The organism is Streptomyces sp. NPDC003042, from assembly GCF_053591315.1.
The window spans coordinates 1-14,832 of the sequence record NZ_JBSFTP010000113.1; the positions used below are offsets into that span (position 1 = coordinate 1).

General features: G+C 71.5%; 12 protein-coding genes and 1 pseudogene. 5 read left to right on the forward strand and 8 right to left on the reverse strand.

What is annotated here, in order from left to right; all coding sequences use genetic code 11:
* Positions 1-482: 482 nt before the first annotated feature.
* The 3 genes from rox to ACWDYJ_RS33630 form a co-directional block, all read right to left on the reverse strand.
* The gene (gene rox / locus ACWDYJ_RS33620; protein WP_451569399.1) at positions 483-1,925 is read right to left on the reverse strand and encodes a rifampin monooxygenase; all 1,443 of its coding nucleotides are present in this window, start codon (positions 1,923-1,925) and stop codon (positions 483-485) included.
* Positions 1,926-2,606: 681 nt separating this feature from the next.
* Positions 2,607-3,290, reverse strand: a complete 684-nt coding sequence (locus ACWDYJ_RS33625; protein ID WP_451569400.1) for an HAD-IA family hydrolase — start codon at positions 3,288-3,290, stop codon at positions 2,607-2,609.
* Positions 3,291-3,421: 131 nt separating this feature from the next.
* On the reverse strand, positions 3,422-3,595 hold the full coding sequence (locus tag ACWDYJ_RS33630) for a peptidoglycan-binding domain-containing protein (RefSeq protein WP_451569401.1): 174 nt from the start codon (positions 3,593-3,595) through the stop codon (positions 3,422-3,424).
* Positions 3,596-3,671: 76 nt separating this feature from the next.
* Between ACWDYJ_RS33630 and ACWDYJ_RS33635 the strand changes: the two genes are divergently transcribed.
* Both ACWDYJ_RS33635 and ACWDYJ_RS33640 read left to right on the forward strand, forming a co-directional pair.
* Positions 3,672-4,040 carry a hypothetical protein gene (locus ACWDYJ_RS33635; RefSeq protein WP_451569402.1) on the forward strand — a complete coding sequence of 123 codons (369 nt, stop codon included), beginning with the start codon at positions 3,672-3,674 and terminating at the stop codon, positions 4,038-4,040.
* A gap of 383 nt (positions 4,041-4,423) precedes the next feature.
* The gene (locus tag ACWDYJ_RS33640) at positions 4,424-6,526 is read left to right on the forward strand and encodes an MDR family MFS transporter (protein ID WP_451569409.1); all 2,103 of its coding nucleotides are present in this window, start codon (positions 4,424-4,426) and stop codon (positions 6,524-6,526) included.
* A gap of 10 nt (positions 6,527-6,536) precedes the next feature.
* Here the strand turns inward: ACWDYJ_RS33640 and ACWDYJ_RS33645 are convergent, their stop codons facing one another.
* Complete coding sequence (locus tag ACWDYJ_RS33645; protein ID WP_451569403.1) at positions 6,537-7,070, reverse strand: GNAT family N-acetyltransferase; 534 nt, start codon at positions 7,068-7,070, stop codon at positions 6,537-6,539.
* 106 nt (positions 7,071-7,176) lie between these two features.
* On the opposite strand from ACWDYJ_RS33645, the gene ACWDYJ_RS33650 reads away from it, so the two are divergent.
* Complete coding sequence (locus ACWDYJ_RS33650) at positions 7,177-7,572, forward strand: nuclear transport factor 2 family protein (RefSeq protein WP_451569404.1); 396 nt, start codon at positions 7,177-7,179, stop codon at positions 7,570-7,572.
* 152 nt (positions 7,573-7,724) lie between these two features.
* Here the strand turns inward: ACWDYJ_RS33650 and ACWDYJ_RS33655 are convergent, their stop codons facing one another.
* Positions 7,725-8,057 carry an antibiotic biosynthesis monooxygenase family protein gene (locus ACWDYJ_RS33655; RefSeq protein WP_451569405.1) on the reverse strand — a complete coding sequence of 111 codons (333 nt, stop codon included), beginning with the start codon at positions 8,055-8,057 and terminating at the stop codon, positions 7,725-7,727.
* A 253-nt stretch (positions 8,058-8,310) separates the two neighbouring features.
* Between ACWDYJ_RS33655 and ACWDYJ_RS33660 the strand changes: the two genes are divergently transcribed.
* A complete protein-coding gene (locus ACWDYJ_RS33660; RefSeq protein ID WP_451569406.1) occupies positions 8,311-10,323 on the forward strand; it encodes a bifunctional glycosyltransferase 87/phosphatase PAP2 family protein in 2,013 nt (670 codons plus the stop codon).
* A gap of 13 nt (positions 10,324-10,336) precedes the next feature.
* Here the strand turns inward: ACWDYJ_RS33660 and ACWDYJ_RS33665 are convergent, their stop codons facing one another.
* The 3 genes and pseudogenes from ACWDYJ_RS33665 to ACWDYJ_RS33675 form a co-directional block, all read right to left on the reverse strand.
* Positions 10,337-10,600, reverse strand: coding sequence for a BBE domain-containing protein (locus ACWDYJ_RS33665; RefSeq protein ID WP_451569410.1), 264 nt, complete (start codon positions 10,598-10,600; stop codon positions 10,337-10,339).
* 621 nt (positions 10,601-11,221) lie between these two features.
* Positions 11,222-11,716 (reverse strand): annotated as a pseudogene (locus ACWDYJ_RS33670) (FAD-binding oxidoreductase); the annotation flags it as partial.
* A 228-nt stretch (positions 11,717-11,944) separates the two neighbouring features.
* On the reverse strand, positions 11,945-13,189 hold the full coding sequence (locus tag ACWDYJ_RS33675; RefSeq protein ID WP_451569407.1) for a cytochrome P450: 1,245 nt from the start codon (positions 13,187-13,189) through the stop codon (positions 11,945-11,947).
* 241 nt (positions 13,190-13,430) lie between these two features.
* Here ACWDYJ_RS33675 and ACWDYJ_RS33680 point away from each other — a divergent pair, with 241 nt between their 5' ends.
* A complete protein-coding gene (locus tag ACWDYJ_RS33680) occupies positions 13,431-14,600 on the forward strand; it encodes a steroid 3-ketoacyl-CoA thiolase (RefSeq protein WP_451569408.1) in 1,170 nt (389 codons plus the stop codon).
* Positions 14,601-14,832: the final 232 nt, after the last annotated feature.

Sequence of the window (14,832 nt, forward strand, 5' to 3'; positions counted from 1 at the left end):
TTCTTTCCCTTCACGTTGCTCTTCCGATCTGGGGGACCCCCAGGTTGTCGTCGGTCGCCGACGCTCCGCGTCGGCTCCCTCCTCCGCCTTGCGATCGCACGCACCAGGCCCCACCGGCCCCGCCCTTCGGGCGGCCGGAGCTACTTTGACGACACTCCCTAGCCGCCGAGGAGCCGGCCCGCCGGTCCGGGGAGGGTCGAACCTGTCCCGGCCGGAGCAACGGGTTCTCGACCTCCGCGCGGAGCCGGCCGAACGGGGCGAGGGCCTCGCCGCGGCGCGGGCGGCCAACCGTGACCTGATGGCCCGGCGCGGTCATCCCGCCATGCCGGCGCGGCAGCGGTGATCGCAGGGCGCGCCGTCGTGTCGGCAACGCTGACCCGCGGTATTTCGCCAGACCCGAAGGGGCAGTCGTCGGCGAGCCCTGGTTGTTCTGCGCCTCGGCCCACGCCACCCGCCGCGGCGCCAAGAGATTCCCGGACAGCTCAGCTGACGGCAGCGCCGAACCACTTGGGCAGCCGGCCGAGCAGATCCTGCTGATCTTCACCGACCCACGCCACGTGGCCGTCCGGCCGCAGCAGTACCGCGGGCACGTCCAGTTCCTCGCTGACGTCGACGACGTGGTCCACCCGATCCGCCCAGCCCTCCACCGAAAGCCGGCCGGTCTGGTCGAGCAGCAGGCCGCGGCCGCCGTGCATCAGCTCGTAGAGACGCCCCCGCTTCAGTGCCACGTCCCGCATCCGCCGGCCGAGCAGTTCATGGCCCTCGCCGAAGTCGTAGCGGACCTCGACGGCGGTGATCATCCCGGTCACGTACCGGTTCACCTCCTCGAAGTCCATCAGCGTCGAGAACAGCTCCCGCAGCGCGGTCGCACCCGGATCGGTTCCCAGCAGCGTGATCTGCGCGCGGGTGTTCTCCAACACGCGGGCGCCCACCGGGTGCCGTTCGGCGTGGTAGCTGTCCAGCAGCCCCTCAGGAGCCCACCCGTTGACTGCGGCGGCCAGTTTCCAGCCGAGGTTGAACGCGTCCTGCACGCCGAGGTTGAGCCCCTGCCCGCCGGTCGGCGGGTGGATGTGCGCCGCGTCGCCGGCCAGCAGAACCCGGCCGACCCGGTAACGCTCGGCCTGCCGGGTGGCGTCGCCGAACCGGGACAGCCAGCGCGGCGAGTGCACGCCGAAGTCGGTGCCCGCGAACGCCCGCAGCTGCTTCTTGAACTCCTCGAGGGTCGGCGCGTTCGCACGGTCCTCGGCCACGCCGTCGGCGGGCACGACGACGCGGTACACCCCCTTCTTCCCGTCCCCGGCGAGGGCGACGCCGAACCGCAGCTGGGTCTTGTGGACTTCCGCGACGATCGCGTCAATCGTCGCCGGATCCTCCGTCACCTCCATTTCACCCAGCAGCGTCTCCACCTTGGCGGGCTCGCCGGGGAAACCGACGCCGAGCAGCTTGCGCACCGCGCTGCGACCGCCGTCGCACCCGACGAGGTAGCGCGAGCGCAGGTGCGTGCCGTCCGCCAGCTCGACGGTCACGCCGGCCCCGTCGGCGGACTGGCTCAGGCCGACCACTTCGCAGCCGCGCCGGATCTCGGTACCGAGTTCGAGGGCACGCTCGTTGAGCAGCCGCTCGGTGACCGGCTGTGGAGTGGCGAGGCCGTACGGGTGCGCCGTGTCCAACCGGTCCGGCCACGGCTTGAGGATGCCGCCGAAGAGACCGCCGACCTGGAACTTCTCACTGACCGCGAGGAACCGGTCCAGTACGCCGCGCTGGTCCATCATCTCGACGCTGCGTGCGTGCAGGCCCTGCCCGCGCGACTGCCCGGTCGGCTCGGTCAACTTCTCCAGCACGACCACGTGCACTCCGGCCAGCCGCAGCTCACCGGCCAGCATCAAGCCGGTCGGTCCGCCGCCGACCACGATCACGTCAATCATCGACACGCCCATTCAACGAGATTGGAATTCGACCAGCCGCTCCGCGCGGTCCGGCAGCACGCACACCCGCATCTCCGCGCCGAGCCCCCGCAACCGCACCGCGAGTCCCACGGCGGTTCGACGTCCCGCGCAAGCCGTACGCCGACAAACGCGCACGTACTTCGCGGATCTGCTGTTTCCGCAGGTTCTGGCTTTGGTCGGTCATTCTGTGGTACGACCGGGGCCTTGCGGCAAGCCCCCCGGTGCGCTATATCTTGAGCATGGCAAGGAGTGGGTACTCTCCTTGCCTTTTGTTTTCCGCGGCGGACGGGCCAGCTCCTGTCGAAGCGCTCACGCGCCGCGTACGCGATGCCGGCCGGCTGGAGTTCGTCGCCGCGCCGCACGAGCGCTGGGCGGAACTCTTCAAACGCACGGCAGAACCCTCGGGCGCAGGCCCTGGCCGGGGCCGCCGGAGGCGATGTTGAACTGATAGCGGCTCAGGAAGCTGACGTGCCGGTCCTTCAGCGGTGAGAGCCGGGCGGGGCCTCGTCCTTGAGCGCATGTTCACGGGACGACGGCTTTCCGCGACACCTGTCGCGACGCGGCGGCCACGGGTGCGCATCGCTGAGCCGCACGGCCATGGCGCTTCCCGACTCCGAGCCGCGGGTCACCCCGAGAGGAGCGACGGGGCGCGGTGGTCCGTCAGGCGGTCGGGGTGACGGTGAGTCGGATCGTGCCGTCGGGGGCGGAGCCGACGTGGACCGAGGTCAGGTCGGCGGCGTGGGCCGTCGGGCCGTGGGCGGCGGCGCGGGGGCCGATGCCGATCACGCGCATGCCGGCGGCGAGGCCCGCGGCGATCCCGGCGGCGGAATCCTCGAAGACGATGCAGTCGGCCGGGTCCACGCCCAGCTCGGCGGCGCCCTTGAGGAAGCCCTCGGGGTCGGGCTTGCTGGCCGAGACGGACTCGGCGGTCACCCGTACCCGCGGCATCGGCAGCGCGGCGGCCGTCATCCGGACCGCGGCCAGGGCGGCGTCGGCCGAGGTGACCAGCGCGTGCGGCAGGGCGGCGATGGCGGCCATGAACTCCGCGGCGCCGCCGACGGGCACCACCCCGTCGGTGTCGGCGGTCTCGCGGGCGAGCATCACGGTGTTCTCGGCGTGGTTGAGCTCCATCGGGCGCTCGGGCAGCAGGATCGCCATCGTGGCGTAGCCCTGGCGGCCGTGGACCACCTTGAGCGCCTCCTGCGGGTCCAGCCCGTGCGACACCGCCCACTCGCGCCAGCAGCGCTCGACCACCGCGTCGGAGTTGACGAGGGTGCCGTCCATGTCCAGGAGCAGGGCCCTGGAGGTGAGGACGACAGGGGCGGTGGTGGTGCTGGCCGGCATCGGCGGGGCTCCAGACGGGGCGGGAAAGAGAACAAGTGGTTCCGTCCACCGGTCAGGGATTGAGGACGGAACCACTTTGTTCCTACACGATACAAAACCGGGGCGGTTCGCGCCACCACCCGCGGCGTGACCTATCCCTCCAAGGCTCGCCGGGTCGCCGGGCCGTAGACCCCCCACGGGTCCTCGTAGAGCCCGCTCTCGATCTGGAAGTCCTCCACCGCACTGCGTACGTAGCGACTGAACTTGCCGTCGAACTTGCCGCGGTACAGGCCCCGCTCCGCCAGCAGGCGCTGGAGCTTCTCCACCTCGGGGCCCGAATCCCCGTACCGCAGGGTCGGCGGCTGGGTCGGTGACGGCGGGGGGACCGCGGCCGGGGGGCTCGTGCTCGCCGACGGGGTCGAGGAACGGGACGCGCTCGCCGAGGCGGACGGCGACGCCGAGGGTGACGCCGACCGGGACGGGCTCGGCGACGCGGAACGCGAGGCCGAGGCGGACGCGCTCACCGTCGAGCTGGGATCCGGCGACGCGGAGAGGGCCGTCGGGGGCGCGACGCTGGCCGCGAGCGCCGACGGTTTCGGGTCCACCAGCGCGGTATCGCTCGTCCCCGAGCCGGTGAACATGGTCAGCGCCAGTGCCACCCCACCAGCGGCCACCACCGCGCCGGCCCCGGCCAGCAGGGGCAGCAGCCGCCTGGACCGCTTCCCGGCGCCTCCGGGGCCGCGACCGCGCGCGGGCACGGGCCGGAGCTGAACCGTCAGACCCGCCTGCTCGCCGTGGTCGGCCTGATCCGTCCACTCCGGCTGCCCCACGGCCGCTACGGGTATCCCGTACGCGGGGGTGTCCCGCTCCGTCGGCGCCCCGGGTGGTACCGGGGGCGGCGGCTCCGGGTGGGCCAGGGCGCTCAGCACCGGCTGCGCGGGCGGCGCCGTGGAACCCGCCTCGTTCGGGTCGGGCAGGGCAACGTACGGGCGGACGCGCAGCGAGTCGACGAACCCCCTGGTCGGCGCACACGCACAGTCGGCGCCCATGGCGCCGCAATCTGGACAGCGCTCAGCGCTCACTGGAAACCCTCCCTCGACAATGCCTGCGATTATGCAGACCCCTCAGGCATCACCCAACCCACCCGACAGGCCATATCGGGACACACCGCTCAGGATGGAAATGATGACCGCCCTGAGGAGGAGTCGATGGCTCAGGATGTGACCGCGCCCGCCGTGAACCCCGGTTCCGGCGCCGAGCACGCTTCCCCCGACGTGCTCGTCTCGATCGGAGCCCTGCTGCTGGGCCTGCTGATCTCCGCTCTCGACCAGACCATCGTCTCCACCGCACTCCCCACGATCGTCAGCGACCTCGGCGGCATGGACCACCTCTCCTGGGTCGTCACCGCCTACATGCTGGCCGCCACCGCCGCCACTCCCCTGTGGGGCAAGCTCGGTGACCAGTACGGGCGCAAGAAGCTCTTCCAGTACGCCATCGTGATCTTCCTGATCGGCTCCGTCCTCTGCGGCGTCGCCCAGAACATGCCCCAGCTCATCGGATACCGCGCTCTCCAGGGCCTGGGCGGCGGCGGCCTGATGGTGCTGTCGATGGCGATCGTCGGCGACATCGTCCCGCCGCGCGAGCGCGGCAAGTACCAGGGCCTCTTCGGCGCGGTCTTCGGCGCGACCAGCGTGCTGGGACCGCTGCTCGGCGGTCTGTTCGTGGACCACCTCTCCTGGCGCTGGGTCTTCTACATCAACCTCCCCATCGGTCTCGTCGCGCTCGTCGTCATCGCCGCCGCCCTGCACATCCCGGCCCGGCCCTCCCGGCACACCATCGACTACCTCGGCACCTTCCTCATCGCCTCCGTCGCCACCTGCCTCGTGCTCGTCGCCTCCCTCGGCGGCACCTGGGGCTGGGGCTCGGCCCGGATCATCGGCCTCGCCGTCCTCGGCGTCGTCCTCCTCGTCGCCTTCGTGGCCGTCGAGCGGCGGGCCGCCGAACCCGTCCTGCCGCTGGGGCTGTTCCGCATCCGCACCTTCACCCTCTGCTCGGTGATCAGCTTCGTCGTCGGCTTCGCGATGTTCGGCGCGATGGTCTACCTGCCGACCTTCCTCCAGATCGTCCGAGGGGTCTCACCGACGATGTCCGGCGTGCACATGCTGCCGATGGTGTTCGGCCTGCTGATCGCCTCCACCGTCTCGGGGCAGATCGTCAGCCGCACCGGGCGGTGGAAGGTCTTCCCCCTGGTGGGGACCGCCGTGACCGCCGTCGGACTGCTGCTCCTGCACCAACTGCACCGCACCAGCTCCGACCTGGAGGTGAGCGTCTACTTCTTCGTCTTCGGCGCCGGCCTCGGCCTGGTCATGCAGGTGCTCGTGCTGGCCGTGCAGAACGCCGTCAGCTACGCCGACCTCGGCGTCGCCACCTCCGGCGCCACCTTCTTCCGCTCCATCGGCGCCTCCTTCGGCGTCGCCATCTTCGGTACGGTCTTCACCACCCGGCTCGACGACAAGCTCTCCGCCGCCCTGGCCGGGCTCCCGCTGCCGCCCGGAGCGAGCACCGCGCAACTGGAGGCGGATCCCCATTCCATCGGCCTGCTCCCCGCCGAACTGCGCCCCCGGGTACTGGACGCCTACTCCGCCTCCATCACCGACGTCTTCCTCTACGCCGCGCCCGTGGTTCTGATCGCCTTCCTGATCGCCTGGTTCCTCCGGGAGGACAAGCTCCGCGGGTCCGTCACCGCCCCCGACGTGTCGGAGACCCTCGCCTCCAACCCGGTCCACCGCTCCTCGCACGAGGAGGTCGCCCGCGCGCTGTCCGTGCTGGGCACCCGGGAGGGCCGTCGCCACGTGTACGAGAAGATCACCGAGAAGGCGGGCTACGACCTGCTCCCCGCCGCCAGCTGGCTGCTGCTGCGGATCAACAAGTACGGCTCGGCCGAGCCGGCGCTGCTCGCGGAACGCACCGCCGTCCCCCTCAGGGCCGTCACGGACGCCGCCCGCCAGGTCGAGGAGCGCAAGCTCGCCGTCCGGGAGGGGCTCGCGCTGCTCCTGACCGACTCCGGGCGCCGGGCCGCGGCCCGGCTGGCCGCAGCCCGGCAGGAGTCCCTCGCCGAGCTGCTCGGCGACTGGTGGGGACCCGACCGGCCCACCGACCTGGTCAAGCTGGTCGAGGAGATCAACCGGGAGCTGTGCGGATCCGACGCGGAGGAGCCCTACGACACCCTGCCGCGCCGCGACCACGCCCCGCGCTGAGCCCCCGCCGTCAGCAGCCCTGCGGCCCTCCCTCTTGGACCAGGGACTTCTCGAACCAGTGCTGCGCATACGGGCCCGAGTTGTACGCGGGTATCTCGCGGTACCCGTGCCGCGCGTACAAGGCGCGGGCCTCCACCAGATCGGACCGGGTGTCCAGCCGGACCCGCTCGGCGCCCAGGGCGCGGCCCGCCGCCTCCAGCGCGGTGAGCAGAGCCGCCCCGCCGCCGGCGCCGCGGGCGCGCCGGTCGACGTAGACCCGCGTGAGCTCGGCGGTGACGGGGTCGAGCAGCCGTATGCCACCGCACGCCAGCGGCACCCCGTCGAGCCGGCCGACCACGAACTCGCCCGTCGGCGGCACGAGTCCGTCGTCGGGGAAGTCCAGTAGCCCCTGGTCGATCTCGGCCTCGGTGACGGACCGTTTCCAGTACCGGCCGGCGACCTCGGCGTAGTACGCGCGGCGCAGGACGGTGGCGTCCGGGGTGGTGAAGGGCTCGGGGGCGACGCTCCAGAGTCCGGTCATGGTGGTGGATCCGCTGCTGTTCATGGCGTCATTGTGGAACACGCCGCGAACCGCCCGCGTGGAATATCCACAGGCACGGGCTGATGATGAGAAAAGGTGAAAAATCGGCGACCGGAGGGCGTGAACCGTCATGTCGGAACACCCGGACTGTGCCCTGATCCGCCGCGGCTACGAAGCCTTCGGCAAGGGCGACATGGAGACGCTGAGCACACTGATGACGGCCGACGTCATCCACCACGTGCCCGGCAGCAACCCGCTGTCGGGGCACCACAAGGGACGGGAGGCGGTCCTCGACTTCTACCGCCGCCTCGGTGAGGAGACCAACGGCACCTTCCAGGTCGACCTGCACACCGTCCTGGCGGACGGCCGCGGACACGTGATGTCGTTCCACACCGCGCGCGGCGACCGCGGTGACCGCGGCATCGAGATCCGCGAAGGCCTCTTCTTCACCATCGTCGGGCACAAGATCACCGACATCGACCAGTGCACCGCGGACATCGACGAGAGCGACGCCTTCTGGAGCTGAGCGGGCAGGCCGAGCGGGCAGGCTGAGCGGGCAGGTCGAGCGGCCTGCCCGAGCCGGCCGCTCGGCACGCAGCGAGACCGAGGGGACCGGGGGGCGAAGACGCCTGGCGACGACGCCCCCGGCCCCGCCCCCCTCGGTTCGCGCCCGCCGCCTCAGGCCTTCTTCGGCGCGGCCTGCTGCACGACCTCGAACGACCACACCGAGGACCCGGAAGCCGCCGGCTTCGGCCGCTCGCCGCCGCCCTCGCCCCCACCCTGGTGAGCCGCCTTCATCGGACCCTCCATCCACGCCTGGAAGTCCTCCTCCGAACGCCACCGGGTGTAGACGAGGTACTGGTCCGTACCCTCCACCGGGCGCAGCAGCTCGAACCACTCGAACCCGTCCGAGCTCTCCACGGTGCCCGCCCGCGAGGCGAAGCGCTGCTCCAGCACCTCCCGCTGCTCGGCGGGGACGGTCAGGGCGTTGATCTTTACGACGCTGGGCACGTGACACCTCTCAGGAGACACGGGCCGCGTGCGGCAGCACCCGGCCCAAGACGACTTGCGTGCAGTCTCCTACACGAGGACGTCGCGGCGCCGTGAAGGCACCCGGACGAGGCCGCCGCCGGCCCGGTGACCTTTGTGATGTCCCGCGCGCCATCCTGGGGATCCCGCGCGGGATATCGTCGACCCCGGAAACCAAGCGCGGCAGCCAGGCGAAGTCAAGGTTGCGGTCGACAGGGCGGGAGGACGGCGAGGCGTGGCTAACGCGGCGGAGCGCAGCGGTGCGGACGGACATGCCGGGGTCATAGGCGGTAGCGGCAGACTGGAGGCGCTGCGCCTCCTGTTGTGGGCGCTGGCGGCCGTGCTCACCATCAGACAGGCCGCCGCCGTCCTGCGCGTGCCGCCGGGCGAGTGGCTCAGCGGATTCCACCTCCCGGCCAGCCTGCCCGGCTCGCTCTACGACGCCGGCCAGTTCACCGGCACCCCCTTCGCGGGGCTCGTCCTGAAGCCGCTGACCGGCTTCGCCGCGCCCTCCCTGGAAGTGGCCTGGACGTGCGTGACCCTGCTGTGCGTCGCCGCGATCGGGCTCGTCGCCGCGCGCGGCCTGCCCGATCCCGTGCCGCGCCGCACCGCGCTGCTGGCCGCGCCCGTGCTGGTCGCCCTGATGATGGTCTCCCTGCCCGTCCGTGAAGCCGCCTCCCCGGGACAGACCGCCGTCCTGCCCGTGCTGCTGGTGCTGGCGGCCGTCTTCCGGGTGCCCGGCGAACGCCCCGCCGGCTTCCTCGTCGGCCTCGCCGCCGCCCTCCAGCCGGCGCTGCTGCTCTTCGCCCCGCTGCTGTGGCTCGCCGGCCGCCGCCCCACCGCGAAGGCCGCCGCCGTGACCTTCGCCGGGGCCACCGCCATGTCCTGGGCCTCGCTGCCGCGCGACTCGTGGACGTACTGGGTCGACTATTTCGCCGGGACCGGCCTCGGCGGCGCCCCCGACAGCCTCGCCAACCAGTCCGTGCACGGGGCCCTGCTGCGCCTCGGCTTCAGCGGCCCCGTCGAGATCGTCCTCTACGTCGCCCTCGCGGCCGGGATCTGCTGGGTCGGCCTGCGGCGCGCGGCCCGCTACGCCCGCGACGGCCAGCTGCTGCTCGCGGTCGCCGTCACCGGCTGCGTGGCCGTCGCCGTCTCCCCGGCCGGCTGGCGCCACCAGCTCCTGTGGGTGCTGCTCGCGGTGGCCGGCAAGGTCGGAAAGCGCGCCGCCGACCGGCCGGTGTGGCCGGTGGCCGTGGTGCTCGCCATGACCCTGCCCAGCGCCGTGCTGCTGCCCAACCTGGCGGCGCTGGCCCCCGTACGGGACAACGTGCTGCTCCTCACCGCCCTCGCGGCGGCCTGCGCCGTGCCGTTCCTGTCGCGCTCGTCGACGTACTGGCGCCACCCCGTCCCGACGGCCTACGGGCACCCGGCCGCCGCCCGGTGGTCGCGGGTGCCGTTGCTGCCGTTCTGGCGGCGCGTGCTGTCCCGCCCCAACCTGCTGCTGGAACTCCTGCTGATACGGGTCGGGTACTCGCTCTACTCCCACATCCGCGCCGCCGCCCCCACGAGCCGCGGTCTCGCCGAGGGCAACGCGGAACAGATCCTCGGCATGGAGCGGGTGCTGGGCTTCGACATCGAGCACGCCGTGAACCACGCGGTGGTGAACACGCCCTGGCTGGAAGGCTTCTTCAACTTCTACTACACCTCCTTCCACTTCGTGGTCCCGCTGGCGATCCTGGCCGTCCTGTACTGGCGCCGGCCGGGCGACTACCGCTGGGCGCGGGCCTCTCTGGGGCTGGCGACCGTGCTCGCGCTCATAGGGTTCTGGCTCTACCCCCTCGCTCCGCCGCGCCTGATGCCCGGTCTCGGCTTCATCGACACCGTGCACGGACCGCAGGACCTGGCCAACCCCTCGTACGGGGCCATGACCGCGATCTCCAACCAGTACGCGGCGATGCCCTCGTTGCACTTCGGCTGGTCGCTGTGGTGCGGCATCGTGATCGTGATGCTGGCGCCGAAGGGCTGGCAGAAGCTGCTCGGGGCGCTGCACCCGCTGGTCACGGTGTGCGCGATCGTCGCGACCGCCAACCACTGGGTGCTGGACGCGGTGGGCGGGGCCGTCGTGGTGGGCGCCGGATTCGGGCTCGTCCACGTCCTGTCCGGGCCGCGACGGCTGCGGCCGAGCCTGCCCGCGCCGCGAACCAGCGTGGAGGAGCAGGACGTCAAGGCTCCCGCCCGGGCTTCTTAGGTGGTCCGGCAGGTCAGGCGGCTTCCCGGGAGGCCGGCGGGATGTTCTGGTTGAGGCGGAAGAGGTTGCCGGGGTCGTAGGTCCGCTTCAGCTCGCGCAGCCGCCGGTACTTCTCGGGCCCGTACGCCTGCCGGATCCGCTCGTCACCCTCGTTCATCAGGAAGTTCACGTACACGCCCGCCTGGTGGGGCGAAAGGGCCGACCAGAAGCCGCGCACCCACTCGCGCTCCTCCTCGAAGCCGGCGATGTCCGCGGTCGTGCCGTTGATGTTGTACATGTGACCGGACGCGCGCCCGCTGTAGGCGGTCTCGTCCTCGCCCACGCGGGCGATCGCGCCGCCCAGGTGGTAGATCGGGAAGGCGGTCAGCGGAGACGCGATCCGCGCCGCCCACTCGGCCGTGAGGTCGACGACCGGATCCGTCAGCCGGTCGACGTCGCAGGATTTGAAGTAGTACCACCGCCCGTGCGGGAAGGACGGGTCGAACATCGCCTGGTGCGTCATGAAGGGCTTGGGCGCGCAGAGGTCCAGCACCGGCGCCGGACCGGACTCCCGCAGGGGCCGCAGTACCTCCTGCCCCTCCTCGACCGGCCCCGCGTAGCAGCACACCACCATCACGACCGCCTGCCCGTGCAGCTCGGGCGGTATGTACGGCATCGGCGGCAGCTTGCGGTGGACGATCGCCGTGGTCAGCTCGTCCGGCACGGTGGTGATCCAGTCGCGGTACAGGCGCATCACCCGTGCGGACTCGGCCATCGGCCAGACGACGGGACCGGCCAGCACGATCGGCCCGAGCGGGTTGAGGCGGTACGTGAATTCCGTGACGATCCCGAAATTGCCGCCCCCGCCCCGCACGCCCCAGAACAGCTCCGGGTTCTCGTTCTCGCTCGCCTTCACGAAGGTCCCGTCCGCGGTGACCAGGTCCACGGCCAGCAACTGGTCGATGGTGAGCCCGTACTTGCGCATCAGCCAGCCGATGCCGCCGCCGAGGGTGAGCCCCGCGATGCCGGTGTGCGTGACGATCCCGGAGGGGACCGCGAGGCCGAACGCCTGCGTCTCGCGGTCCAGCTCACCGAGCAGCACCCCCGCCTGGGCCCTGGCGGTCCGCTGCTCGGGATCGACCCGGATGCCGCGCATGGGGGAGAGGTCGATGACGATCCCCTCGTCGCACACGGACTGCCCGGGGAAGCTGTGGCCACCGCTGCGCACCGCGAGGGGGAGACCCGATGAGGCGGCGAACTTCACCGTGTCGATGACGTCCGCGACGCCGGTGCAGTACGCGATGAGGGTGGGGAAGCGGTTGACCGAACCGTTCCAGACCCGCCGGTCCTCGTCGTACGTGGCGTCTTCGGCGCGCACCAGCCTTCCCCGGAAGGACGGACTGAGCGTAGTCATGACATCAGTCTGGCACCGGCCCGGGGCGCGCGCACCGTCAGCGCGCGGCCGCGACCCCGCACGTGCCGATGGGGGGCCGGGACGGTCCGCGGACCGTCCCGGCACCCCATCGGTGGATCGCCGCGTCCTGCCAGGATCAGCCAGGCGGCGGCTTGCCGCCACCCGTACCAGCGGACGGCAGGGGCCGGGGCGTGGGAGGAAGCGGCCCCTGCCGCCCTGGGCCACGGGTCAGCCGTGACTGACCCGGAGTTCCTTGATGCCGTTGAGCCAGGCCGCGCGCAGCCGCCGCGGGCTTTCGCCGGTCAGGCGGAGGTCGGGCAGGGCGTCGGCCAGGGCGTTGAAGATCAGGTCGATCTCCATGATGGCCAGGGACTTGCCGAGGCAGAAGTGCGGGCCGCCGCCGCCGAAGCCGAGGTGGGGGTTCGGGTCACGGGTGATGTCGAAGGCGTCGGGGTTCTCGAACACCTCGGGGTCGTGGTTGGCGGAGGAGTAGAACAGCCCCACCCGGTCGCCCGCCTTGATCTTCTGGCCGCCCAGCTCGGTGTCCTGGGTGGCGGTGCGCTGGAAGGACACGATGGGGCTGGCCCAGCGGACGATCTCCTCGGCGGCCGTGGACGGCCGGGTCGCCTTGTACAGCTCCCACTGCTCGGGGTGGGTCAGGAAGGCGTGCATGCCGTGGCTGATGGCGTTGCGCGTGGTCTCGTTGCCCGCGACCGCCAGCAGCAGCACGAAGAAGCCGAACTCGTCCGAGCCGAGGTTGCCCTCGCCCTCGGCCGCCACGAGCTGCGTGACGATGTCCTTGGCCGGGCACTCCTTGCGCTCGGCGGAGAGGTTCATCGCGTAGCCGATGAGCTCCATCGCCGCCTCGGCGCCGACCTCTTCCGTGATCGCGTACTCCGGGTCGTCGTAGGCGATCATCTTGTTCGACCAGTCGAAGATCTTGGCGCGGTCCTTCTGCGGTACGCCGATCAGCTCGGCGATCGCCTGGAGCGGCAGCTCGCACGCCACCCGCGTGACGAAGTCGAAGCTGCCGTCGGCGGACGTGGCGAGCGCCTCCGCGACGATCTGCCCGGCCCGGTCGCGCAGCGCCCGTTCCAGGCCGCGGACGGCCCGCGGGGTGAAGCCGCGCTGCACGATCTGGCGTACGCGCGTGTGTTCCGGCGGATCCATGTTCAGCATGATCAGGCGCTGGGCATCTATCTGATCGCGCTGGATGTGTTCGTTGAAGCGGATGATCGCCGTGTTGGTGGTGGAGGAGAACAACTCCGGGTGCGTGGAGACGTACTTGACGTCCGCGTGCCGGGTGACGGCCCAGTAGCCCTCGTCGTCGAAGCCGGTGACGCCCCGCCGCTGAGGGCACCACCACACGGGTGCGGTCTGCCGGAGCCGGGCGAACTCCGGGAGGGGGACCCGGTCCTGGAGGAGGTCGGGGTCGGTGGCGTCGAAGCCTTCTGGCAGCGCGGGACAGGGCATCGGGCGACTCCAAAGTCTGACGGCCCATCAGAAGTTGGCTCGAAGGTAGTAACGAGTTCTAGAAGTGACAAGGGATCCGGCGCCAACTGTTGCGTGTGGAATCCGTGTAGGCCGGGTGCAAGACCCTTGCGTGCCGGGGGTCCAGGTCATAAGACTGCGGGGAGAACTAGAACGCGTACTAGTTCGGGCGGGGCGCCGGGACGGCCCGCCGCGCCGGCACCGCACAGGAGAGGACGAGCTCATGGCCGCGGAACCCGTCATCGTCGAAGCCGTACGCACCCCCATCGGCAAACGCGGAGGGGCACTGGCCAACCTCCATCCCGCCTACCTGCTCGGCGAGACCTACCGCGAGCTCCTCGCCCGGACCGGAATCCAGCCCGACTGCGTCGAGCAGATCGTCGGCGGCACCGTCACCCACGCCGGCGAGCAGTCCATGAACCCCGCCCGCAACGCCTGGCTCGCGATGGGACTCCCGTACGAGACCGCCGCGACGACCGTGGACTGCCAGTGCGGCAGCTCCCAGCAGGCCAACCACATGGTCGCCAACATGATCTCCGGCGGGGTCATGGACATCGGCATCGCCTGCGGCGTCGAGGCCATGAGCCGGGTGCCGCTGGGCTCCGGATCCAAGCACGGCCCGGGCAAACCCTTCCCGGACGAGTGGAACGTCGACCTCCCGAACCAGTTCGAGGCCGCCGAGCGGATCGCCCGCCGCCGGGGCCTGACCCGCGAGGACGTCGACCGGCTCGGGCTGCGCTCCCAGGAACGGGCCGCGGCCGCCTGGGCCGAGGAGCGGTTCAAGCGGGAGACCTTCGCCGTCCAGGTGCCGACGACGGAGGAGGAGCAGGCCGCCGGGCAGGGCATGTGGCGGCTCGTCGACCGGGACGAGGGGCTGCGCGACACGAGCATGGAGGCGCTGGCCCGGCTGAAGCCGGTCATGCCGACCGCCGTGCACACCGCCGGGAACTCCTCGCAGATCTCCGACGGGGCCGCCGCCGTGATGTGGGCCTCCCGCAAGATGGCCCGCGCGCTCAAGCTCAAGCCGCGCGCCCGGATCGTCGCCCAGACGCTGGTCGGCGCCGACCCGCACTACCACCTGGACGGGCCGATCGACGCGACGCGGGCCGTGCTGGGCAAGGCCGGGATGTCGCTCAAGGACATCGACCTCGTCGAGATCAACGAGGCCTTCGCCTCCGTCGTCCTCAGCTGGGCCCAGGTCTTCGACCAGGACCTGGAGAAGGTCAACGTCAACGGCGGCGGCATCGCGCTCGGCCACCCCGTGGGCGCCACCGGAGCCCGGCTGATCACCACCGCGCTGCACGAGCTGGAGCGGCGCGACAAGGAATTCGCGCTGATCACCATGTGCGCGGGCGGCGCGCTGGCGACCGGCACGATCATCCAGCGCCTTTAGGTATCCGGGCCCTTCGGGCCCCTTCAGACCCAGTGGGACGGCAAAGCCGAAGGCCCCGGTGGCCGGACCTGGGGAGGTCGGCCGCCGGGGCCTTCGCATGCGGTGGCGCGGTGCTGCTGTGCTGCCGGCCCGCTGTGGCGTCTGCTACCCGCTGGTGGCTTAGTACCAGTGGTTGTTCTGCCAGAAGTTCCAGGCGCCGACGGGGCTGCCGTAGCGGTCGTTCATGTAGTCC

What these genes read in the sequence shown, in the direction of transcription:
- ACWDYJ_RS33675 (WP_451569407.1), bottom strand. Translation starts at nt 13,189, where the DNA reads ATGCCCTGTCCCGCGCTGCCAGAAGGCTTCGACGCCACCGACCCCGAC.
- ACWDYJ_RS33625 (WP_451569400.1), bottom strand. Translation starts at nt 3,290, where the DNA reads ATGCCGGCCAGCACCACCACCGCCCCTGTCGTCCTCACCTCCAGGGCC.
- ACWDYJ_RS33680 (WP_451569408.1), top strand. Translation starts at nt 13,431, where the DNA reads ATGGCCGCGGAACCCGTCATCGTCGAAGCCGTACGCACCCCCATCGGC.
- ACWDYJ_RS33665 (WP_451569410.1), bottom strand. Translation starts at nt 10,600, where the DNA reads ATGTACAACATCAACGGCACGACCGCGGACATCGCCGGCTTCGAGGAG.
- ACWDYJ_RS33645 (WP_451569403.1), bottom strand. Translation starts at nt 7,070, where the DNA reads ATGAACAGCAGCGGATCCACCACCATGACCGGACTCTGGAGCGTCGCC.
- rox (WP_451569399.1), bottom strand. Translation starts at nt 1,925, where the DNA reads ATGATTGACGTGATCGTGGTCGGCGGCGGACCGACCGGCTTGATGCTG.
- ACWDYJ_RS33650 (WP_451569404.1), top strand. Translation starts at nt 7,177, where the DNA reads ATGTCGGAACACCCGGACTGTGCCCTGATCCGCCGCGGCTACGAAGCC.